General features: G+C 62.4%; 16 protein-coding genes. 12 read left to right on the top strand and 4 right to left on the bottom strand.

The window, feature by feature from the left end; all coding sequences use genetic code 11:
• Positions 1-23 precede the first annotated feature (23 nt).
• Positions 24-686, bottom strand: coding sequence for a Holliday junction branch migration protein RuvA (gene ruvA / locus KBY86_RS14080; RefSeq protein WP_255141587.1), 663 nt, complete (start codon positions 684-686; stop codon positions 24-26).
• 22 nt (positions 687-708) lie between these two features.
• Here ruvA and KBY86_RS14075 point away from each other — a divergent pair, with 22 nt between their 5' ends.
• From KBY86_RS14075 to KBY86_RS14030, 10 genes are all read left to right on the top strand, one after another.
• Entirely contained in the window at positions 709-1167 is a 459-nt protein-coding gene (locus tag KBY86_RS14075; RefSeq protein WP_255141586.1) for a hypothetical protein, read from the top strand.
• Between the two features lie 585 nt (positions 1168-1752).
• Complete coding sequence (locus tag KBY86_RS14070) at positions 1753-3525, top strand: DUF262 domain-containing protein (RefSeq protein ID WP_255141585.1); 1773 nt, start codon at positions 1753-1755, stop codon at positions 3523-3525.
• Positions 3526-3883: 358 nt separating this feature from the next.
• On the top strand, positions 3884-4897 hold the full coding sequence (locus KBY86_RS14065; protein WP_255141584.1) for a DUF4331 family protein: 1014 nt from the start codon (positions 3884-3886) through the stop codon (positions 4895-4897).
• A 48-nt stretch (positions 4898-4945) separates the two neighbouring features.
• Positions 4946-5509: a hypothetical protein gene (locus KBY86_RS14060; RefSeq protein WP_255141583.1), complete on the top strand. Its 564-nt coding sequence runs from the start codon at positions 4946-4948 to the stop codon at positions 5507-5509.
• 394 nt (positions 5510-5903) lie between these two features.
• Complete coding sequence (locus KBY86_RS14055) at positions 5904-6674, top strand: hypothetical protein (protein WP_255141582.1); 771 nt, start codon at positions 5904-5906, stop codon at positions 6672-6674.
• 149 nt (positions 6675-6823) lie between these two features.
• The gene (locus KBY86_RS14050; RefSeq protein ID WP_255141581.1) at positions 6824-7399 is read left to right on the top strand and encodes a VOC family protein; all 576 of its coding nucleotides are present in this window, start codon (positions 6824-6826) and stop codon (positions 7397-7399) included.
• Between the two features lie 998 nt (positions 7400-8397).
• Positions 8398-11265, top strand: coding sequence for a beta-phosphoglucomutase (gene pgmB, locus KBY86_RS14045; protein ID WP_255141580.1), 2868 nt, complete (start codon positions 8398-8400; stop codon positions 11263-11265).
• A 561-nt stretch (positions 11266-11826) separates the two neighbouring features.
• Positions 11827-12894: an HlyD family secretion protein gene (locus KBY86_RS14040; RefSeq protein ID WP_255141579.1), complete on the top strand. Its 1068-nt coding sequence runs from the start codon at positions 11827-11829 to the stop codon at positions 12892-12894.
• Positions 12891-15632, top strand: a complete 2742-nt coding sequence (rbbA, locus tag KBY86_RS14035) for a ribosome-associated ATPase/putative transporter RbbA (RefSeq protein WP_255141578.1) — start codon at positions 12891-12893, stop codon at positions 15630-15632. The genes KBY86_RS14040 and rbbA overlap by 4 nt, the downstream gene beginning before the upstream one ends.
• Before the next feature lie 3 nt (positions 15633-15635).
• Positions 15636-16757, top strand: coding sequence for an ABC transporter permease (locus tag KBY86_RS14030; protein WP_255141577.1), 1122 nt, complete (start codon positions 15636-15638; stop codon positions 16755-16757).
• A 36-nt stretch (positions 16758-16793) separates the two neighbouring features.
• On the opposite strand, the gene KBY86_RS14025 is transcribed toward KBY86_RS14030, so the two are convergent.
• Positions 16794-17654 carry a DMT family transporter gene (locus KBY86_RS14025; RefSeq protein WP_255141576.1) on the bottom strand — a complete coding sequence of 287 codons (861 nt, stop codon included), beginning with the start codon at positions 17652-17654 and terminating at the stop codon, positions 16794-16796.
• A gap of 169 nt (positions 17655-17823) precedes the next feature.
• Here KBY86_RS14025 and dnaG point away from each other — a divergent pair, with 169 nt between their 5' ends.
• Positions 17824-19953: a DNA primase gene (gene dnaG / locus KBY86_RS14020; protein WP_255141575.1), complete on the top strand. Its 2130-nt coding sequence runs from the start codon at positions 17824-17826 to the stop codon at positions 19951-19953.
• Positions 19954-20010: 57 nt separating this feature from the next.
• Here dnaG and KBY86_RS14015 read toward each other — a convergent pair whose 3' ends face one another.
• On the bottom strand, positions 20011-21501 hold the full coding sequence (locus KBY86_RS14015; RefSeq protein WP_255141574.1) for a hypothetical protein: 1491 nt from the start codon (positions 21499-21501) through the stop codon (positions 20011-20013).
• A gap of 220 nt (positions 21502-21721) precedes the next feature.
• Entirely contained in the window at positions 21722-22072 is a 351-nt protein-coding gene (locus tag KBY86_RS14010; protein ID WP_255141573.1) for a hypothetical protein, read from the bottom strand.
• Positions 22073-22229: 157 nt separating this feature from the next.
• Between KBY86_RS14010 and KBY86_RS14005 the strand changes: the two genes are divergently transcribed.
• On the top strand, positions 22230-23335 hold a 1106-nt coding region (locus KBY86_RS14005), incomplete at its 3' end, for a Rieske 2Fe-2S domain-containing protein (RefSeq protein ID WP_255141593.1).

Here is a 23335-nt window from a genome sequence, read left to right as displayed (position 1 = left end):
GGCGCCCCCTTGGCCGGAGGGAGTCAGGCGGCCTGCTGGGCCAGCCAGCGCAGGCTTTCGCGCAGCCAGGCATCGGGGCCTTCGGCCGGCTCCAGGCCGCCGCGTCCCACGGCGTGCAGCGCCCGGTTGATCTCCAGCGGCGCGTAGCCGAGCGCCTCCAGCGTGAGCTGCACCTCGTCGCGGGTGGCCGCCAGGGGGGTGGTGCCGCCGTCAACGCTGGTGTCCTCGAGGCCGAAGGCCCCGCCAGCCAGCGCGGCCGCCCCGCCGTCGCTCTCGGCCAGCTTGCCGCGCAGCTCCACCGCCAGGCGCTCGGCGGTGCGCTTGCCCACGCCCGGCGCCTGACAGAGCTTGCGCAGATCCGCCTGCACGATCGCGCGCACCAGTTCCTCGGGCGGATGGGCGCCCAGCAGGGCCAGCGCCAGCTGGGGGCCCACGCCGCTGACCGCCACCAGCAAGCGGAACAGGTCCCGCTCCTGCCGCCCGCCGAAACCGAACAGGGTCCAGCCGTCTTCGCGGATCGACTGATGGATGTGCAGGGTGAGCACGGCGCCTTCACCCGGCAGCCGTTCCCAGTGGCGACGGGTGAGCTGCACCTCGTAGCCCACCCCCTGGCAGCAGAGCAGCAGGCCGCAGCGGTGTCCCTGCTGCCACCGTTCCGCCACAGCGCCCTGCAGCCAGCCGATCATGGGCACATCTTGAGGCGCCCCCATGCTGCCCGGTCCCCTTCTCTCCGCCAGTGGGCGGTCTGCGCTGCCACCGCTGGGCGCCTGCCTGATCGCCCTGGCGCTCGGGCTGCTGCTGGTGCTCAGCGGCTGCCAGGGGGTGGGCCAGCCGTCGCAGCAGGTGCTGCTCGATGCCCTGGAGCTGCAGATCGCCCTCACCCAGCGCTCGATCGCGTCGGCGCTCGCGCTCGATCCCCCCGGAGCGCCCCAGGTGAGCCGGGTGCGCGTCAGCCATCAGGAGAAGGTCCCCATCGGCGATCGCCAGGGGCTTCACCTCAGCGGCCAGTTCGACTGGCGGCTCGCCAACGATCCCTACCGGGTGGACAGCCCCTTCGAGCTGTACCTGCTGCGCGGTGAGAAGGGGCAGAGCTGGCGCCTGGCGCGGCCCAGCGCAGAGGGCGACCGCCTCGGCTGGGTGACCGATCCGTTGCCGCTGAAGGGGTAAGCGCGCTGCCCAGGTCGAATGACTGACGGCCGGCCGCCAAGGGCGGTGATCGGGTGCGCCTTGCAACGCTGCCGCTACCTGGCGGACCTGTGAGACGTGCACCTCGCCATCGCCTGGGAACCGCTGATTGTGGAGTTCGAAGGCTCGGGAGTTTCCAGGCAGGGCAGTTTGTGATCTCCTCCATCATCAGCACGATGTGATGGAGATTGCCGGGCCGCCATAGGGAGCCTCCAGCCAAAGTGGCAATGAGCATCTCTGGACAATCGCCCAGGCAATCGCGTGGAAAGGCTGGATCACATCTAGTAGTTTGCAGACCAACAAGGCCACTTGAAGACCATTGGGATAAAATTGCAGGTTGCCAGAGGGAGGAGTGAAGCCTCCCAAGTTGTAGCGCATTGAACAGTGTTATACGGACCCGGTTAAGTCGCCAAGGGCCTGCAGGGGAACCAGAAAGACCAGTCCAAGAATGGAGTCTGGTCATGTTGCGCCAGGGGATTCCCCGCTTATGCTGCAAAAGAGGTCTGAAGGGCGTTTTATACGGATCCGCCCATTCGGCGTTAGCATTCACAAGGTGATCCATTCCTCATGACAAGCGTAACCGAGCTCTCCGTTAACGGAATTACCGTAGAGAGCCTATACAACAATTACGCTTCAAACAAGTACCGAATCAACCGACGCTATCAGCGAAAGCTGGTCTGGAACGTGGAGGATAAACAGCGCCTCGTGGAATCCATCTTCCGTTCATACCCCATTCCACTGCTACTCTTTGCGGATATCAAAACACCTCACGATCGGTACTTTGAAGTTATCGATGGGATGCAACGTATAAATGCAATTATATATTTCATTGAAAATAGGATTTCTTGCGGAGAGAGATTTTTCGACCTCGAGTCCCTCTCGGCAACGAAGCTATTGAAAGATGCTGGAACACTGGTTCAGCGGAAACCGATATTCTCCAGGGAAGAGTGTCTGCGGTTCACGCAGTACATTGTTCCCTCAAGCGTTTACGAGTTCGACACACCTCAGCAAGTCGATGAGGTATTCAAACGAATCAATAGTATGGGACGATACCTATCACGCCAAGAGCTCCGCGTCGCTGGCGCGAACGGAGAGTTCCCGACCTTGGTCAGGAAGATCTCGGCGAACATTCGGGGAGATTCAAGCCAATCAGACATCTTTTCTCTCGACAAGATGCCATTCATAAGCTTGGCTTTTAGTGATGAAGATCTAGGAATTAAGGTATCTGAGATTTTTTGGATTAAGCACGGAATTATTACCAAGGAAATGCTACGAGAGTCTCGCGATGAAGAGATCGTGTGCGATCTAATAGCTTCTACATCGCTCCATGAGATGCCGCCTTCAAGCTCAGAAATCTTCAACGAATTCTATGGATATCCTTCCTCTACTTCAAGGTCTTCTGAGATCAACGCCGCGATCGCTCGTGTGGGAGCGGAGCAGGTTGAAATGCAGATACTTGAAACTCTGGACGAATTCACGAAGATCTTTGACAGTTTGGGTTCAACCTTTGTTTCTCAGTGCTTTTCCGCACCACCCGCGCGTGCGCCACGATACTTTACGGCATTCTTCATTGCGCTTCTCAACTTGGCGTTTAAGAAGAACCGGCGGATCACGGATTTTGTAGGAGTAAAGAGGTCGCTTCAAAACGTCTGCGATTCATTGGATGTCGGCACCGGAGGTAACTGGTCTGCGGCCAATAGGGAGCGCTGTGTTAATTCACTGATAGGAATCCTCGATCCACATTGCGAAGACGTGGATGCCAATGACCCGTCTGTTACGAATTGGAATACCAGAATCGATAACATACTCAATCAATCACTGATTGAGCAGCAGCTCTATGACTTCAAGATCGGCGTAACGGATCTGAGCCCATCTGGCGCGTTCTCTAATCCCACGATCTCCAAGATTACTTCGACACTTATCGCGATGGCCAATGACGGCCCTAGTAGCATTGGATATGTTTTAGTTGGAATAGCTGACACCAAGGCCGATGCTGATCGAGTCAAGGATCTGTATTCTCACGAGTATGTAAGTAGGCACGGCAAGTGCATAACTGGGGTCGAGCATGATTGTGTTTGTCTTGGGCTCAGCGAAGACCAACTCTTCTCAAAGATCTGCTCTGCGATCGACAGGGAACCAATTGATAGCAATACCCTACGGGAAATCAAGGCAAACATCCGACCGGTTGCCTACCAAGGGAAGAGCTTGATTGTGGCGCATCTCAAGGGCTCCGCAGAGCCAAGGCTCTATAATGGCAAATACTTTGTAAGAGACGGAACATCCAATAAAGAGCTGGAGATGTCAGAGGTGCAATGGCTGTTCGCACGCTTTCGAAAGTGAATGCTAACAGCTCATTGAAGCCGGCGCCGCGTCTCGGCGCAACTTAATTCAAGCGTTAGGCGCCACAGGCGCGAGGGAACCCATAGAGATGGGAAGTGCAGCACACGACGTGCATCGCCTTGGCCTAGGAGACCCACGAGGCGTACCACGGCGTCCTCGCCTGTAAGCAGCTCTCCCGCGCTGTCTTGATTCATGATCATGACGCAGATACCCCACTCGTTCCAGCCCCCCGCAGCGCTCGTCGCGCCCGTGAAGACTCATGTCGTTTCTAGAGGGCTGCGCGCGCGGCTCGGTGCGCACCGCCACAGGAGCCGCAACCGGTCCATAATTGTGAACCTCGGCTCAAAGGAGAACAGCAGTGTCAAACCATTTCACTGGACTGAACCTCGGTCCGCCTCTCGGGGACCAACGACTCGACCTCTGTGACCTCTATGCGTTCCAGTCGCCCAAGGACCCGTCGAGGACCGTGATCATCCTCAATGCCAATCCGACGGCCGACGCGCTCCATCCCGATGCCATCTACCGCGTTAACATCGACAACGATGGCGATTGTCTGACGGACATCGCGATCAGCTACGTGTTCTCGCCGCCGAACGAAGGAAAGCAAACCGTAACCGTCTTCGTTGCAAAAGGCGAGGAATCCCGCTCCGTCGAAGCTGTTGGAACAAAGATCATCGCCGATGCTGAGGTCTCCTTCGGCGCCGAACCCAACATCGTCAAGTCCGGCGCCTATACGTTCTTCGCCGGTGCTCGCAGCGACGCTTTCTTTTTCGACTTCGACGGCATCAAGAATCTCTTCGATACCTCAGGCGGCAGAAACTTCACCGCCCCCCACCTGGGCGGCAAGTCTCCGTGGACCGGCGTGGATTCAAACACGGAAGCCAACATCTTTTCGATGGTGATCGAGCTACCCACGAGCGAGCTCGACGCCGAGCCGGAGATCCGCATCTGGGGGCGATGCAGCGTGCGTGAGGACGGCAAACTGCTTCATGTTGATCGCGCCGGCCACCCGAGTGTCAGCAGCTTCTTCAACACCGATGACACCAAGTTGGAATACAACGCCAGCGAGCCAGTTAACGATCGCAAGCGATGGACGGATCAGTTCGTCCACCTGATGGGGCATACGGGCAATTACACCCGAGAAGAAGCCATCGCCGCGATCGACGCCGACCGCATTTTGCCCGACATGCTGTGTTTCAATCCTTCTAAGCCTGCGACGTATCCCAACGGCCGCGTCTTTACCGACGACGTCATCAATCATCGCCTCGCCTTCCTTTCTAAGGGTGATATTCCCCCAACCGGCCTCAGCCCGCACACTGACATTCTCGAGGAGTTCCCGTACATCGGCACGCCCCATCGGAAGACAAGCTAACGCCAGGCCAACACGGCTGTATCCATGAGGCCTCAGCGGGCATGTGTTGTGCCCGAGAGCATCCGACACCGGGAGCGGGCCCCAATGGCGATCGGCAACGATGGCCGCTTCAACGTCTCGGCCTGCTACACCCACAACGACCGGGAGTTCCTGGGGGGCTTCAGCGACTGGGCAAAGAACCTCGCCGAAAGCCGCTCGGCCCGGGATGACGAGCGCAAGGCCTTCGTGCGCGAGGTGGTGCAACCGCTGCAGGAGAAGCTCGAAACGGTGACTGTGGTGCCGGGCTCGGATGCCGAGGCCCATGTGGCGAAACGGTTCCCCCACAAGACGGTGAAGCGGGTGCGCAGCAGCCTCACACCGATCTCGGTCGAGGGGTTCCGCAACGGGTTGTCGATGACCTTTCAGCCCGGGCAGGCCCGCAACCTCACCGCCACTGACCACTTCGCGTTCAGCGGCGCGGAGCCCTGCCGCGCAACCTGCTGCTGGCCCTGCTCACCGGCCGCATCCGCCTGCGGGGAAACCCACGGCTGCTGCTGCGGTTTGCGCGTTGCTTTGCGGTCTGAAGCCGGCGTCCCCCGTTGGTCTGGCCTGATCCCGCCGGATCAGAGCTGATCCGTGGACTGTGAATCCGACAATCCCATCCGGTAAGCGTTGGGCAGCGTGACCGCTGAATCAAAGGGGTCTGATTCAGACGTTTGTTCAACCACCCACACAAAAAGGAACTGCCATTACGCCCACGGGACCGTCTTCGGCAGCCCGTGACGTTTACGTTCGGCTCAATCCCCCCAAACGGAGGCCAATGGCATGGAGCAGCATTCCCAGCACCACGAGTCGATCGGCAGGCGTCAAGCTGGGGATCCATTTGCCCGATAGGCGCCTCGATTCTTCCAACACGGCACGTCGTTTTGCCCATGGGCTGAGCATCTTGCCATCATGGAACAAGGCGTGCGTGGATACTGGTAACAACCCTCAACCACAGATCTTTGACATGTGGCAACGAGCAGCCTTGGCCATTTCCACCCTTTCACTGGCAATCGCAGGCTGCACGCGCACCAGCCGTGAGCTGCCGAAGAATCTCAGTGACGTGGTCGTGACGATAGAGCTTGAACAGAACAGCAGTGCTCGAGTCTCCCGCGACACCATTCGTGCCGTGCTTGCCACCAGTGAAGGCACGGTGATTGAACGGGAAGATCTCCAGATCAAAGTCAATGGAACCAGGATGCAGTTCAAGGTCTGGCAAGGAAACTATTACGATCGCCACCCCTATTACTACATCGCCAATGATGCACACGAAGGCATCAGTATATTGCCACAGAAAGATTACAACTTTGTGCTGGTGATGCCCGATGGATCCAGTCACCAACTGACGACACTGAAAACCCCCATAGCAGTGTCCCTGGACCAATTCGGCTTTGTCAGAATCCCTTCATCCCCTCCAGCTGCGGCCTTCACCTGGAACGATCTTGCCGGCCCCATGCGTCTCTCCATTGCCCGTTCGGAGCAGATTCCTGATGCCGCCGGAGGTTGGGTGTCGATGTCCGGGCATCCCAGGAATGACGACGCGCTTCACCGCACGATTGGTCCAGGTTGGTTCCGTCCCCGGAGTGGCAAGTGGCTCCTGCCGCAACGCTTTCTGATCTCCAGCCCTAAGCGACAACTGGTGAGTCTGGAGGCATGGATCCAAACCGAAACAATGGCCCCAGTGGCCCAACCCTTTTCGAGGAAGAGCTCGGCAACAGCCAGCCGCAAGCTGGAACTGACCTTGGAGTGGCCCTAGGACTGAGGGAAGGGACAGCCCAACATCAATGACCTGACCCCCTTGATCGGTCAAGGGCTGATGAGAGTGGGTGGTTGTGGTCATGCGGCAGCTCCCTGTTGTGAGCGCGTAAACCCTCCTGCCACCAGATCGGCTTCTCCGTAGGGGTGGTGCATCAAAAACTGCTGGGTATTGGAATCCCAGCCCACCCCAACACTCCAAAGGCCGCCGCCTCCCGACACAACCATTCGTCAGCGCTGGACAAAGGCAACTTCCCCATCATTGCTTCCAGGATTACACTGTCATTCACAAAGCCAGAGGAGCTGACCATGCTTGATCTTGGACTTACCCACGTCGCCTTACCCGCTTCCGATATTGGACGCAGTGTTGAATTCTATGCTACCTATGCTGACATGCAAGTTGTGCATCGGCGCATTGACAAGGAAACAGGATCTGAAGTTGTCTGGTTGTCTGACCATACGCGACCGTTTGTGATTGTTTTGATTCAAGCCACCTTTGTGCAGCCAGTTCTCTCTCCCCTAGCCCATCTTGGAATTGGCTGTAAGAGCCGGGAAGCCGTGGACATGTTGTGCGACAAGGCTCGACAGGCTGGGCTATTGCTTGAAGAACCCAAGGATTCGGGCTATCCCATTGGCTATTGGGCATTTTTGCGAGATCCTGACGGTCATACGCTGGAACTGTCCTACGGCCAAGAGATTGGTCTAACCGTCACGCGGGAAAGCTAGATCGCGATTCATCTTTCTTCCCAGGCGGTTTCCACTCCACGAAGCAGCAGAAACACTGGCAGGGCCCTTTGCAAGCCCCCCGCCGGTTGGACGGGTCACTGGCACAACAACCCCGCCGCCAGATGGTGCTGTCCCTACTCAGAAGTCCCGGTCCACCAAGCCGTGAGTGCTCAGTCCACTGCATGCCTGCTGCTGCATCCGCCTCCGGCTCAAGCGCATCCAATAGCGCCGGGGAGCTTGGCCTGCATTGGCTCAACTACACAACCTGCCAACGACTCCATTGAGGTCCGCCGCGACCTGAACCGCGAGCTGGTGCTTCCCCTGGTGAGTACTGAGCCACTGGTCGTTGTGGGTGATGCCATGGGCGGGGTTGGTCTCTTCAACGGTGACCTGGTTCTGGTTGATCGGGCCAAGCTCCCCAGCTCAGGCCGTTGCATTGTCCTGGCCCCGGGCCAGCCTGGGTCGATGGACAATGCAACGCAGACGTACGCCTGAGCTAAGAGCAGCAGAGCGGTCGTGATCCGTACGCCTTGGGATCGGCGTTCCGGGGTCCATGTCACCTTCAGCCCCTCAAGACCGGTCGCGGCACCTCAGATCTGCCGCACAGCGACCACGCCTGAGTCGTGCGCATCATCATGAAGACAGGCTACGGGCTGGCGTTTGATCACTTCCCCCAGCCGCACTGGCTCAAGACGTGGAGCAACACCATCCCATGGGCCACGGCATCAACCCTGAAGCCAAGGATGGCTGAAGTCACTCGTCCAGGATTACACCGAAGCAATGGGATGTGTGCTGCCCCAAACCAAGGCAACATCGCCTCTACCCCATCGACGCACAACCAGATCTGAAGGTTGAGTTTCACGCATTAACGGAGCGAAGACACCATAGCTGCATACGCTTACACCCCCAGACAACCAGAGCCAATGACTTCCACAGAACTCACAAGCTCACTGCATTCTTCATGTGATTCTCATGAACTGACATACACAGACTGGAGTGTGAGCGAGCATCACTTCGATCCAGCAAAGATACGCTCCAGAGAAACAGTCTTTACGATCGGCAACGGGTACATGGGTACGCGGGGAAGCTTTGAAGAAGGGTATCTCAATGCGATGCCAGCCACACTGGTGCATGGTGTCTATGACGACATTCCTGGAGCGTATACCGAGCTCGCAAATTGTCCAGATTGGCTGGAACTGGCGATCGTGATCAACGGCGATCGATTCCGACTGGATCATGGCACCATCCTCCACTACGAACGAACGCTGGATCTACGCAACGGGATCCTTAGCCGTGCACTGCGCTGGCGGAGCCCAACGGGGAACACCGTGGATCTTCGCTTTGAGCGCTTTGCGAGCTTGGCAGATCATCCCGTTTTCGGACTGAACTGCCAGATCACTCCTGTTGATTTCACTGGAGCGATTGAAATTCAGACCAGCCTTCATGGCTTTGCCAACAACCAGGGCTTTGATCATTGGCAACAGCTCGACCGGGGAACGAATGATCAAGGGATCTGGCTGCATGTTCGCACCCGCAGTTCTCATGTTGAACTCGGCATGGCAGCCAGAATGACACCGATCAACAACAATCTACCAATACGTATAACGAGCTCGCTTGATTGCCCCACCATCGCGATCACCTTTCTCGCGGCCAAGGGAAGAACCGTAGGCGTAGAGAAAGTTGTCACCTTGATCACATCACAGGATGTGGACCATCCCGCCCAGGCGGCTGTGGCCAAACTGACCAACCTGCCGGCCTATCCCGTTCTGCTGAGGGCGCATCAGAACGCATGGAACGAGTTTTGGCAGCAAAGCGATATAGAGATTGAAGGAGATACCAACGCACAAGTGGCCGTGCGCTACAACATCTTCCAATTGTTTATTGGCGCTTGTTCGCACATCGCGGGTGAATGCGCAGACAGCAGCCGCGTCAGCGTTCCGGCCAGAACGTTATCGGGATTTGGGTATCGAGGACACGTGTTCTGGGATACGGATATTTTCATCTTGCCACTGTTCACCTTGACGCAGCCTGAGATTGCCAAGAGCCTACTGACCTACCGGTATCACACCCTGAGTGGTGCACGGCGAAAAGCTGCCCATAGTGGCTATCACGGTGCGATGTTTGCCTGGGAGAGTGCAGCCACGGGTGATGAGATGACGCCCCGATGGTCCATCCAGACCGACCCATACTCGAAAGCGATACGCATTTGGTGCCGTGATCGCGAAATTCATATCAGTGCCGATATTGCCTATGCGGCCTGGCACTACTGGCAGACAACTGGCGATGACATCTGGCTACGAGACTACGGAGCCGAAGTTATTCTGGACACTGCCATCTTCTGGATGAGTCGGCTGGAGTGGAAGCCGGAGCGGGAACGGTTTGAACTGGATGGAGTGATAGGCGCTGATGAATACCACGAACAGGTGAACAACAACGCCTATACCAATTGGATGGCGAAGTGGAATCTGGAGACAGCCGTCTCCGTTTACGGATGGCTGCAGCAGCAGTTTCCTGACCACGCCGCTGTGCTCGCTCAAAAGCTACAACTCAATGCAGACAGGCTGCGCCAGCTCCAAGCCGCCATCGCACAGCTGTACACCCCATACGATACAAAAACCGGGCTGATTGAACAGTTTGATCAGTTCTTCGACTTACGAGACATCCACCTGAATGACTACGAGCCCAGAAATCGCTCCATGCAGGACGTTCTGGGAATGGACATGACCAATCAGTCTCAGGTGCTGAAGCAACCTGACGTCCTGATGCTCCTCTATCTCATGCGAGACACCAACACATGCCTTTCCTACCCTGATGTTCTCGAAAAGAACTGGAACTACTACACTCCCCGCACAGACACCACGTACGGATCGTCGCTCTGCCCTGCCATTCTTTCGATCCTGGCCGCAAAGCTGGGCAAGGAAGAAGAAGCCTATCACTACTTCATGCAGGCAGCAACCGTTGATCTCGAAGATAGCCGCGGCAACACAGCAGATGGGATTCATGCGGCATCAGCAGGTGGCGTATGGCAAGCCGTGGTGTTCGGCTTCGCCGGTATTCACATGAAAGGAAACAGCCCAATGGCGATTCCCCATCTGCCGCCAACCTGGAAGCGGCTCAGATTCAAGCTGCAATGGCGCGGTACCTGGCACAGTTTTGATCTGTCACAGCCAGCACCACCTCCAGCGCAAGGTCCAGCTCAAGGTCCAACTCAATCTCAAGCTCCAGACATCAAGGGCTTCATCTTCGATGTGGATGGGGTGTTGACGAACACCTCCGAATCTCATTACCGCGCTTGGCAGAGATTAGCGGATGAGGAAAAGCTACCCTTCGATCGCAAGGCCAATGAGGCCCTGCGTGGTGTGTCCAGACGCGGATCGCTTCTGCAGATCATCGGCGACCGACATTACTCCGAATCTGCACTTCAGGACATGATGGAGCGCAAAAATCGCTACTACCTTGAAGACATCCAAACCATCACCCCCCAGGACATGCTTCCAGGGGCCATTGAGTTTTTGCAGGAGCTCAGACAAGCAAAGATGAAAATCGCGATTGGCTCCGCCAGCAAGAATGCACGCACTGTCATCGACAGGCTTGGGATCGGAGCTTTCATTGATGCAATCGCAGACGGCGACAGCGTTCAACGTCCCAAGCCAGCACCAGACATCTTTCAATGTGCTGCCGCTCAATTAAACCTTGCTCCTGCCAACTGTGTGGTGGTTGAAGATGCCGCCGTTGGCATTGAAGCAGCCATCGCTGCAGGGATGTGGTCGGTTGGCATCGGGCCTCAGGAGCGTGTTGGCGCCGCCAACATTGTGCTCCCAGATCTGGATGGTGTTCGCCTGAGCGATCTCGGCATGCAATGGTGATCGATCCACGCTCCTCATCACGAACGTGGTGCTGGTGAGGTGGGGATGGCCAACTGCACAAAGGAAGCCAAGAATGTGTTCATGATCTCGCCATCATCCTTGCGGACAACCGCAACCTGATCCCACCGTTCCAGGCGGCTATGGCGGCAACCACTACCCCCAGATCACGGTGATCTTGAGAATCTTTCGCTTCAGACCCCTGCCTTCTACTGATCAAGGCAATGCGCCAGACTTCCGCGCATCTCGCACAGATGTGCTGCACTTCTGCCACCGATTCGGTACATCCTTCAGCCGGCGCCTGTGAACGGCCTGGCTAGACAGGGGTCTGCCACGGGCTTACCAGCAAGGGGAACAGGATCGTCAGGGTCATTGAACGAACCCAACCCGGCTTGAACGCAAGGGAGAAGCGAGAACGGCTTTGTTTTCGGTGAATCAACTGCCATCCAGGTGTGACATCGATCAGACAAACAAGCTGGCCGCCCTGTTGACCATCGCCTGCCCCAATCTCCAGGCTGCTCAGGGATGGGCTTGGGTCGAGCTGATTCCAACCGCAGCCAGATCATGACCCGGCAGCATTGGCTTTTTGTGATCACGGCCCTTGCGGTGGCCGGTGCAGGGGCAGGCTGGCTCTGGCGCGCCAACCAGCCGAAGGGTTTGGCGCCGGGGTTCGCCAGCAGCAACGGCCGCATTGAGGCCGTAGAAATCGATGTGGCGGCCAAGTCAGCGGGCCGGCTCAAGCAAGTGCTGGGAAAGGAGGGGGACTTCGTTGTTCGCGGGCAGGTGCTGGCCCGCATGGACACCGATGTGCTTCACGCCCAACTCCGTGAAGCCCAGGCGGATCTGCGCAAGGCCAGCAACGCTGTGGAGACGGCGCAGAGCAGTGTGGCCCAGCGACGCAGTGAGCGAACGGCTGCGGAAGCCATCGTGCTGCAGCACAGCGCAGAGCGCGAAGACGCCCGCCGCCATCGCCGCCGCACGGAGCAGTTGTTCGTCAGTGGCGCCGTTTCAGCGGAGAGCCTCGACGATGCCCGCGCCGGTTTCTATGGCGCTGATGCTATCGTCGCCTCCGCGCAGGCCACCGTGGCGGCCAGCCGCGCCGCCATCACCACCGCAAGCTCGCTGGTGATCGAGGCGAAGGCCTCGGTGGCGGCCGCCCAGGCCCGGATCGAGGGGATCAAGGCGAACATCGCCGACAGCCAGCTCCAGGCCCCCAGGGATGGGCGGGTGCAGTACCGCGTGGCCCAGCCCGGCGAAGTATTGAGCGCCGGCGGAAAGGTGCTGAACATGGTCGACCTTTCCGACGTTTCGATGACGTTCTTTCTGCCCACGGCCCAGGCCGGCAAGGTGCGCATGGGGGCTGATGTGCACCTGGTGCTGGACGCCGCTCCTCAGCTGGTGATTCCGGCGCGGGTCACCTTCGTGGCCGATGTGGCCCAGTTCACCCCCAAAACGGTGGAGACGGCCGTGGAGCGCCAGAAACTGATGTTCCGGATCAAGGCCCGCATTGATCCCGCCCTGCTGAAACGCCACATCCGCAGCGTCAAGACCGGACTGCCGGGCATGGCCTACGTCCGACTCGACCCCAAGGCCGCCTGGCCGGCGGCGTTGACGGTGAGGGTTCCGGATTGACGCCAGCGGTCGTTCAGCTCCGGGATGTGCAGCTGCAGTTCGGCGCGACCCGGGCCCTCGCCGGCGTCAGCCTCGATGTGGTCGGCGGTGGCCTCACCGGTCTGGTCGGTCCGGATGGGGTGGGGAAATCCAGCCTGCTGGCCCTGGTCGCCGGGATCCGCCGCAGGCAGAAGGGCCGCGTGCAGGTGCTGGGGGGTGACATGGCCGATCCACGCCATCGCCGCGAGGTCTGCCCCCGCATCGCCTACATGCCCCAGGGCCTGGGCAACAACCTGTCGCCCACGCTCACGGTGATCGAGAACATCGACTTCTTCGCGCATCTGTTCGGCCAGGGCCGCGCCGAGCGCCGCAGCCGCCGCGCCGAGCTGCTGGAGCGCACCGGACTCGCAGCCTTCGGCGCTCGCCCGGCCGGCCAGCTCTCGGGGGGGATGAAGCAGAAGCTCGGCCTGTGCTGCGCCCTGATCCACGACCCCGGCCTGCTGATCCTCGATGAACCCACCACCGGGGTCGATCCCCTCTCGCGCCGCCAGTTCTGGGACCTGATCAGCAGCATCCGGCGCGAGCACCCAGCCATGACCGTGCTGGTGGCGACCGCCTCGATGGACGAGGCCGCCAGCTTCGACTGGCTGGTGGCCATGGATGGCGGCCGCGTGCTCAGCACCGGCAGCCCGGCGGAGCTGCGGCGGCGCACCGGCACCAGCACTGCGGAGGACGCCTTCATCGCCCTGCTGCCCGAGGCGAGGCGACGGGAACACCATCCGGTCACGATTCCAGCGCGCCCGCCGGGCGACGGCCAGGTGGCGATCGAGGCCATGGATCTGAGCAAACGGTTCGGCACGTTTCTGGCGGTCGATCGGGTCAACGTGCGCATCGAGCGCGGCGAGATCTTCGGCTTCCTCGGCTCCAACGGTTGCGGCAAGACCACCACGATGAAGATGCTGGCCGGGCTGCTGCCGGCCAGCTCCGGCCAGGTCCTCCTCTTCCACCAGCCCCTGGACGCCGATGACCTCAGCACCCGGCGGCGGGTGGGCTACATGTCGCAGGCGTTCTCGCTCTACAGCGAGCTGACGGTGCGGCAGAACCTGGTGCTGCACGCCCGCTTGTTTCAGATGCCGGAGGCGGAGATCGCCGGGCGTGTCGCGGATCTGGTGCAACAGTTCGGCTTGGCGGGTCTGGAGGAGGCCCTCCCCGCGGCCCTGCCGCTGGGGGTGCGCCAGCGGCTGTCACTGGCGGTGGCACTGGTGCATCGGCCCGACCTGCTCATCCTCGATGAGCCCACGTCGGGCGTCGATCCGATCGCGCGGGACACGTTCTGGCAGAACTTGATCGACCTGTCGCGCCAGGAACAGGTCACGATTTTCCTCTCGACCCATTTCATCAACGAAGCGCAGCGCTGCGACCGCCTCTCGCTGATGCATGCCGGCCGGGTGCTGGTCAGCGACACCCCCGCCGGCCTGGTGACGCGGCGCGGCGCGGCCTCGCTCGAGCAGGCGTTCATCGGCTACCTGGAGGAGGCGAGCGGCGACAGCGCCCCCACCCCCACAACCGCAGCGCTCCAGGCTCCCCCGGCAGCAGCGCCACCCAGGCAGGGATCAGCCCGGCAGGAGCAGGGGTTCAGCCTGCAACGGCTGGGGAGCTACACCCGGCGCGAGGCCCTGGAACTGAGCCGCGACCCGATCCGCATCAGCACGGCCGTGCTCGGCAGCCTGTTCCTGATGGTGGTGATGGCCTTCGGCATGAGCATGGATGTGGAGAATCTGCCCTATGCCGTGCTCGACCGCGACGGCACCACAACAAGCCGCGACTACGCCCTCAATCTGGCCGGGTCGCGCTATTTCATCGAACATCCGCCACTGGACGGCTATGACGCCCTCGATCGGCGCATGCGCTCGGGCGAGCTGAGCGTGGCGATCGAACTGCCACCAGGCTTCGGGCGTGATCTTGAGCGCGGCAACCCCGTGCAGATCGGCGCCTGGATCGACGGATCGATGCCGATGCGGGCCGAGACGGTGCGCGCCTATGTGCAGGGCCTGCATGGTCAGTGGCAGGAGGACAGGGCACGGCGCGTGTTGGGTCAAACCAGCCCGATCCCCCCCGCCAGCATCGAGACACGCTTCCGCTACAACCCCGACATCAGCAGCCTGGTGGCCATGGTGCCGGCCACGATTCCGATCCTGCTGCTGCTGATCCCGGCGATCCTGGCGGCGCTCTCGGTGGTGCGCGAAAAGGAACTGGGCACGATCGTCAACTTCTACGCCACCCCCGTGACCCGCCTGGAGTTCCTGCTGGGCAAGCAAGTGCCTTACGTGGCCCTGGCGATGGTGAACTATGTGCTGCTCACCCTGCTGGCGGTCACCCTGTTCGCCGTGCCTCTCACCGGCAGCGTGCTGGCCCAGGCCAGCGGCGCCCTGCTCTACGTGATCTGTGCCACCTCCCTGGGGTTGCTGATTTCCACCCTGGTGCGCACCCAGATCGCCGCCCTGTTCGGCACCGCCGTGCTGACGATCCTGCCGGCCACCTCCTTCTGCGGCTTGCTCGATCCGGTGTCGTCCCTGCAGGGCGCTGGAGCGGTGATCGGAGCGATCTATCCCACGGCCCATTACCTGACCATCTCCACCGGCACCTTCTCCAAGGGCCTGGGCTTCGCCGATCTATCCGGCGCCTTCGCCGCGCTGCTGCTGGCCGTGCCCGTCCTGCTCGGGTTGTCGGTTCTCTTCCTGAAGAAACAGGAGGGCTGAACCATGCGAGCCGCCAATGTTCTGCATCTGGGCCTCAAGGAGTTGTGGAGCCTGGCCCGTGACCCGATCATGCTGCTGCTGATCGTCTTCGTCTTCACGGTGTCGGTCTACACCGGTGCCACGGTGCTTCCCGAAACGCTGCACACGGCCCCGATCGCGATCGTGGATGAAGACCATTCGCTGCTCTCGGAGCGGATCATCGCCGCGTTCGAGCCTCCCTACTTCCAGCTGCCGGAGTTGATCCAGCAGGCCCGGATGGACCAACGCATGGATGCGGGGCTCGACACCTTCGCCCTGGTGATTCCCAGCGGCTTCCAGCGCGATGTGCTGGCCGGCCGTTCACCGGCTATTCAGCTCAACGTGGACGCCACCCGCGTCAGCCAGGCGCTCACGGGCAGCGGCTATGTCCAGTCGATCATCAGCACCGAGGTGCAGACCTTTGTGCAGAACAGCCAGGCAACTGCGGAGCCCGCGCTGCAGCTGGTGACGCGCATGCGCTTCAACCCCGAGCTCACCAAGACCTGGTTCGGTGCCGTGAACAAGGTGATCGACAACATCACCCTGCTTTCGATCGTGTTAACCGGCGCCGCGCTGATCCGGGAGCGGGAGCGGGGCACGATCGAGCACCTGCTGGTGATGCCGGTGACACCCTTCGAGATCATGGCCAGCAAGGTGTGGTCGATGGGTCTGGTGGTGCTTCTGTCCGGCCTGCTGTCCCTGATGTTCGTGGTGCAGGATCTGCTCAAGGTGCCCCTGGCCGGTTCGCTGCCGCTGTTCACCGCCGGGGCGACGCTCTACCTGTTCGCCTCCACCTCGCTGGGCATCTTCCTGGGCACCTTCGCCCGTTCGATGGCTCAGTTCGGCCTGTTGCTGATGATGGTGCTGCTGCCGCTGCAGATGCTCTCGGGTGGGGTCACCCCGCGCGAAAGCATGCCCGAGCTGGTGCGGACCGTGATGCTGGCGGCGCCGAACACCCACTTCGTGATGCTCGCCCAGGGCATCCTCTTCCGTGGGGCCACGCTCTCGGTGGTGTGGCCCCAGTTCCTGGCCCTGCTGCTGATCGGTTCGGTGTTTTTCGGCGTGGCCCACGCCCGCTTCCGCAGCGCGATCACGGCGATGGCCTGATGGTGATGGCCTGAGCAAGGCCGCTGGCGTGACCCCTCAGCGACCCAGGCTCAAGAGGGTGGAGCCGAGCACGAGGCCGGCGGCGGTGAGGATGTCGGGGTCGAGGGTTTCGCCGAACCACAGCAGCCCCCAGAGGGCGGCGAGCGGCACCTGCACGTAGCTGAGTGCGGTGGCGCGGGCGGCCGGCATCGCCATCAGGCCGCGGGTCAGGGCCAGCTGGCCCAGCTGGGTGAACAACCCCACCCCCAGCAGCCAGCCCCACTCCGCCGTGGTGGGCATCACCGGATGCAGCAGCACCAGCGGCAGGCTGAGCGGCAGCGCCAGCAGCGGGAAATAGAACACCACCACCAGGGGGTGTTCGCTGCGGCGCAGGGCGCGCACGCTCACGTACGCCAGTGCCGACAGCAACGCGCCGGCCAGGGCGAACAGCAGCGGCAGGGTGGGCAGGGCCGCGCCAGCCGCCACACCAGCCGCCGTGCCTGGCGGGAGAACCAGCGCCAGGGCGCCGGGATCGGTGAGCAGCAGCACGCCCAGCCAGCCGAGGGCCACCGCCAGCCACACCCGGGCGCCGGGCCGTTCGCCCAGCAGCGGCCAGGCCAGCAGGGCCGTGAAGGTGGGATGGAGGTATTGCAGCACCGTGGCCACCGCCAGGGGCAGGCCGGCGATGGCCAGGAACACGCAGTAGAGGCCGGCCGTGCCGAGCACGCCACGGCTGACAAGCAACCCCTTGCGCTGCCCCCAGGGCGAGACACCCGCCCGCCTGAGCATCCACCAGCTGATCAGCAGGCTCACCACCGAGCGGGCCAGCACCACCTGCTCCACCGGCAGCCGCCCGCCCAGCGCCTTGACGCACACCCCCATCAGGCTGAAGGCCAGGGCGCTGAGCAGCATGTCCATGCCGGATCCCAGCCGAGCAGGCGCGACGCCCGCAATCGCTGACGCTAGACACTGCCCGGCCGGCGGGGCGGTGCCTGGCGTCGCCGGGATGGTGGCAACGGCAGCTCCCCACACCTGGTGGCCTCGGGCAGAATGGGAACAAGTCAGCCCCTACCGGTAGCGCCTTTCCTTGAGTCCCACGGCACCCCAGGCCCGCCTTCACCCCCGCACGATCGAGGCCGTCAAGGAACGCGCTGACATCGTCGATGTGGTGGGGGAGCACGTGGTGCTCAAGAAGAAGGGCCGCGAGTTCGTGGGCCTGTGCCCCTTCCACGACGACAAATCGCCGTCGATGACGGTGTCGCCCGCCAAGCAGTTCTACTACTGCTTCTCCTGCGGGGCCGGCGGCAACGCGATCAAGTTCCTGATGGAGCTGCAGCGCACCAGCTTCAGCGATGTGGTGCTGGACCTGGCGCGCAAATACCAGCTGCCGGTGGAAACGGTGGAGGGGCCGCAGCAGGAACGGCTGCGGCAGCAGCTCTCGCGCCGCGAAGCGCTGCTGCGGGCGCTGGCGCTGGCCTCCGGCTGGTTCCGCAGCCAGCTGCGCAGCCCCGCCGGCGCCGCTGCCCTGGCCTACCTCAAGCAGCAGCGGGGCCTGAGCGAAACCACGCTGGAGAGCTTTGAGCTCGGCTATGCGCCCGAGGGGTGGGATGGGCTGCTGAAGCACCTGCAGCAGGTGGAGGGGCTGGCGCCCGAGCTGCTGGAGGCCGCCGGTCTGGTGGTGCCGCGCAAGGGCGGCGACGGCTTCTACGACCGCTTCCGCCACCGGGTGATGGTGCCGATCCGCGACCGGCAGGGGCGGGTGATCGGCTTCGGCGGCCGCAGCCTCGATGGCTGCGAACCCAAATACCTCAATTCCCCCGAAACGGAGGTGTTCGAGAAGGGCAAGCACCTGTTCGGCCTCGACCGCGCCACCAACGCCATCCGCAAGGACGACCAGGCGGTGGTGGTGGAGGGCTACTTCGACGTGATCGCCCTGCACGCCGCCGGCATCACCAATGCGGTGGCGTCGCTCGGCACGGCGCTCAGCAGCCAGCAGATCACCCAGCTGTGCCGCTGCTGCGACAGCCGCCGCCTCGTGCTCAACTTCGACACGGACGGTGCCGGTGTGCGGGCGGCGCAGCGGGCGATCGGCGAGGTGGAGCAGCTGGCGCTGCAGGGGCAGGTGGAGCTGCGGGTGCTGCACCTGCCCGCCGGCAAAGACCCCGACGAGTTCCTCAAGGAGCACGGGGCCGGCGAGTACCGCGCCCTGCTGGAGCAGGCGCCGCTCTGGCTCGACTGGCAGATCGAGCAGGCACTGGAAGGGAAAGACCTGGCCCGCGCCGATCAGTTCCAGCAGGCGGTGTCGGCCCTGGTGGCCCTGCTGGGCAAGCTGCCGCAGAGCGCCGTGCGCAGCCACTACCTGCAGCAGGTGGCCGAGCGCCTCTCCGGCGGCCAGGCGCGCCTTGCCCAGAAGCTGGAGGAAGACCTGCGCCTGCAGGTGAAGGGCGAGCGCTGGCACGGCCGCGCCAGCCGCTGGGACAAGCCCGGCGAGGTCGGCCTGCGCGAGCGGGCGGAGGCGGAGCTGCTGCGGCTCTACCTGCATGCGCCCATCCATCGCGGCGCGATCCGGCGGGAGCTGCGGCTGCGCGAACTGGATGATTTCGCCCTGCAGCACCACCGGCTGCTGTGGGCGGCGATCAGCCAGCTGGAGGAAGACAACCTCGGCGCCGGCCGACTGGAGGCGGTGAACCGCGGCACTGATCCCGGCGAGGATCTGGGGGATCTCGACCTGCCCCGCCTGCTGGCCGACCAGCTGCTGATGGACCAGAGCGAACTGCTCAACCGGCTCACCCCCCTGCTGGAGCCCAACGAGCTGCAACGCATGGTGCTGGCCCAGCCCCTGCTGCAGCTGCGCGGCACCACGGCCGTGCTGGAGCGTCAGCGCAGCCTCAAGCGCTGCCGCCACCTGCTCGATTCCTGGCGCGGCCAGAACCTGGAAACCCTGGAGCGCTGCATCGCCCGGCTGCTGGCCGAAGAGAACGGCAACGGCTCAGCGGCGCCAGGAAGCAGCGCGGCGGCGGCCCCACCCGGCAGCCCCAGCGCGGCAACACCTGCCCTGCTCGACATGGAAAGCAGGATCGGGGCGCTGTTCGTTGAACTGAACCGCGATGCGCTCCATTTCCAGGAGCTGTATTACAGCGAGCGGCTGCACATCGGCCATCTCGATCAACAGCGCTGCGCCGGCTGGGAGGAAACGCTGCAGGCCCCGGCGGCCTGAGGCAGGCCACACGGCGGCCGGCGGTGGGAGGCGGCTTTCGGTGCTGCGCCACGGCGCTCAGCGCCCCAGCAACGCCATCACCTGGGTGAAGAAATCGACGACCTGATCGTTCTCGATGAGGTCGTCGAGCACGCGGATCGGTTTGCTGTAAAGCTCATCCTGCTTCAGGATCTCAGGCCAATCGATCGCAGCAGAGGCCGGGGCGGAGCCATTGGCCTGGAAGGCCTTGAGAAACTCCCAGGCGATGATCCCCTGGCCGATCACGGTGGGGTGGATTCCATCCAGGCTGAAGATGCCGCCCTCCAGCAGTTTCCCCTCTTTGCTGGCTTTGTAGAACTTGGTATTGAGCGGCGGATACAGCCACTGGAATTCTTCGGGATACACATAATTGGGCATGCCGCTGTTGCGCTTCCAGGCCATGCGGGAGAGCACATCGCCAATGTCCACCAGCACGAACGGGCTGTGGGAATAGCGCTGATTGAATTCAGCCAGCAACTGCTTGATGATCGTGTTGTAGCGAAGAATCACCGTGTCGATGAACTGGGCATCACGAAAGGTGAGGTGGTTCTGCCGCCGTGAAAGCGCTGTGGCATCGCTGACGCCATAGCGCTTGTAGTACTGGTAATAGCGGAAGGTGCCGGCGGCGTTGCCCGGCGGTACGCGCGGATCCTTCACCACCCGTTCCTCCCCGAAGCCGTCGATGATCGGCGCGATCGTCACCAGCGGCACCGTTCCCACGTAGGCCTTCCAGCTGGCGTTGCGGTTGCTGGCCATCGCCTGACAGATCTTCTCGAGCAACTGCCGGTAGTCGCGCTCGAAATCGTTCGGATGCCAGAGGTTGAAGGGATCGGGCTTGGTGGGGTCTTCGCTGCGGGCGGTGAAGGTTTTGCCATTCCCTGGTGTGAGGCGAACGTCAAGGGAAAAGAGGGTGCCGAGAGCATTGTTCGCCCCCAGGAACACGATCAGATTGTCGACACCTTCACTGGCCGCCACAACCTCCAGCCAGCGGATCGGGGAGTGGGCGTCAAACGTGTCCTTCGCCTGGGGATTGAGCACGCGGTAGGCGGCCCGATAGAAGGGTTGGTTGGCGCAGGCAAGGCCGAAGTTGTTGTCGAGGCCACGGCTGTCGCGCTGGATTCGATGCTTGCAGAGCGCCGGGGTGATCTCCCAGGCATCGCTCACCCGCATCCCTTCCACGGCGGTGTTGTCGGTGAACGGTGAGCTGAAGGACGGCACGGGCTTGCCGATGGCTCCCGGCCCTCGCTCGAAATAGGTTTCAGCGCGATCCAGCTCGCCCATGATCTGCAGCAAGGCCCGCGGCCATTCCCCCCAATCCACGTCCACACCGAAACGGCCCTCCAGCCTGCGAAACAGTGCTTCGAGGTCGAACTTGAGCTTTTCCTCTTCCCACAGCACCAGCCGGTAGTCGCTGGGCGCGATCCCCAGGGCTCTGGCCAGATGGGTGCTGTAGGCATGTTCCGTGAAGGCGGTGCAGCCACTACGAAAGCCCTGCGAGACGCTGTCGCCGATCGTGAAGAGCCTGCCCATCCAGCCGCTCGGTTCCGGTGCTGCTCACCACTCTGTCCAGGATCAGAGCACTGCCACAACTCCGAGACATCTCTTCCAGTTCCGCGTCACGCTTCCTGAAGGCGGCAGGTGTGGGGTGAGGACGCTGCTGCCTGCCTTCCCTGTAGCAAGTCCATGGGGAGGCCCGCTCGAGCCGCTGTTCTATTGGGCAGACCCCTGCGGCAGTCTGCGCGGTGATCGCTCACTCTGCGATCTCGACATCTGTGACAGCGAAATCTGTGGCAGCGAAATCTGTACCCATGACCTCAGCAACTGCATGATCTTTATCGATGATTTTCAGACCTGTGATCTCTATACTTGTGATCTCTGCATCCGTGAAGTCAACAGCAGTGATTGCTGCCATTGTGAATTCAGCAGCCAGGATATCTGTAACTGTAAAATCTGCAGCCGGGACCACAGCTGGTTGACGCTGGGGGGCATCAGGAGCTGCAGGCGAGAGTTGGAAGGGTGGATTGAAGGGCCGTCTGGTCAGTTCTTGTGCGCCGAATCCCGTCCGGCGCCACAGCCGTGCCGCAACAAGTCCGTCAGACAACCTGCGGAACTGGCTCGGCCCCCAGGATCGCTCTGCCATCCGGCCGCACCGCGGCCACCCCGGCAGCCCTGCCAGATTCGACCCCCCAGGTTGTGCTCCGTTGACACCCGCCGCTGCCGCCGACTCCGCCAGCCCTACGACCGTGGCCACCGACGCCCTGCCGGCCGCGGGGTCGATCTGGCGGCGCAGCTGGTATCCCGTGGCCTATCTCAAGGACCTGGACCCGGCGCGGCCCACCCCGTTCACCCTGCTGGGCGACGACCTGGTGCTCTGGTACGACCGGGAGCCCGGCCAGTGGCGCGCGTTTGCGGATGTGTGCCCGCACCGGCTCGTGCCGCTCTCCCAAGGCCGGCTGAACGGGGCGGGCGAGCTGGAATGTCCGTACCACGGCTGGACCTTCAACGGCGACGGGCACTGCACCGCCATTCCCCAGGCGGAGGGCGACACGGCCGCCGCCTCGCCCCGCAGCCACTGCCGCGCCTATGCCACCGCCACGGGGCAGGGGCTGCTGTTCGTGTTCGCCGGGGAGGCGGAGGCGGCTGCCGCCGTGCCGCTGCCGCTGCTACCGATGCTCGCGGCGGAACCGGAGCGCTGGAGCGTGCAGGACACCTTCCGCGACCTGCCCTACGACGCCCTCACCCTGTTGGAGAACGTGCTCGATGTGAGCCATGTGCCGTTCACCCATCACGCCACGGTGGGCAAACGCGAGACGGCAGGTCCGGTGAACCTGGAGCTGACCAGCAGCGGACCGGACGGCTTCACCGGCGTGTGGCCCGAGGGGCCGCGCCGGGGCACGCTCGGCACCCAGCACACCAGCTTTCAGGCCCCCTGCCTGATGTGGCACGACCTCACCGCCAAGGGTTTTGCCCGCATCCTCACCGTGGTGTACGCCACACCGATCCGGCCGGGGGAGTGCCGCCTGTTCGCCCGCTTCCCCTTCCGCTTCGAATCGGCCCTGCCGGCGCGGCTGCTGAAGCTGCGGCCCGAATGGCTGCAGCACCTGGCCAACCACGTGGTGCTGGAAGACGACCAGGCCTTCCTGCACTGGCAGGAGCGGGTGCTGCAGCAGCGGGGCGGCAGCGACGCGCTGGTGCGTTCCTGCTACCTGGCCACCCCGTCCGATCGCTACGTGCGCGCCCTGCACGACTGGGTCAGCGGCGGCGCCGGTAAACCCTTCGGTGAGGCGCCGCTGCCCGAGCGGCTGGGGGAAACGCCGCTGCTCGAGCGCTACGAGAGCCACACCCGCCACTGCCGCAGCTGCTC

The organism is Synechococcus sp. Lug-A (assembly GCF_024345655.1).
GTDB lineage: Bacteria > Cyanobacteriota > Cyanobacteriia > PCC-6307 > Cyanobiaceae > MW101C3.
The sequence above is the reverse complement of the archived record's forward strand: the minus strand, read 5'-3'. Positions and strand labels throughout refer to the sequence as shown.

Bases quoted from the DNA above. Each gene is read 5' to 3' on its own strand.
- ruvA (WP_255141587.1), bottom strand. From the start codon at position 686: ATGATCGGCTGGCTGCAGGGCGCTGTGGCGGAACGGTGGCAGCAGGGA.
- KBY86_RS14075 (WP_255141586.1), top strand. From the start codon at position 709: ATGCTGCCCGGTCCCCTTCTCTCCGCCAGTGGGCGGTCTGCGCTGCCA.
- KBY86_RS14070 (WP_255141585.1), top strand. From the start codon at position 1,753: ATGACAAGCGTAACCGAGCTCTCCGTTAACGGAATTACCGTAGAGAGC.
- KBY86_RS14040 (WP_255141579.1), top strand. From the start codon at position 11,827: ATGACCCGGCAGCATTGGCTTTTTGTGATCACGGCCCTTGCGGTGGCC.
- KBY86_RS14030 (WP_255141577.1), top strand. From the start codon at position 15,636: ATGCGAGCCGCCAATGTTCTGCATCTGGGCCTCAAGGAGTTGTGGAGC.
- KBY86_RS14025 (WP_255141576.1), bottom strand. From the start codon at position 17,654: ATGGACATGCTGCTCAGCGCCCTGGCCTTCAGCCTGATGGGGGTGTGC.
- KBY86_RS14015 (WP_255141574.1), bottom strand. From the start codon at position 21,501: ATGGGCAGGCTCTTCACGATCGGCGACAGCGTCTCGCAGGGCTTTCGT.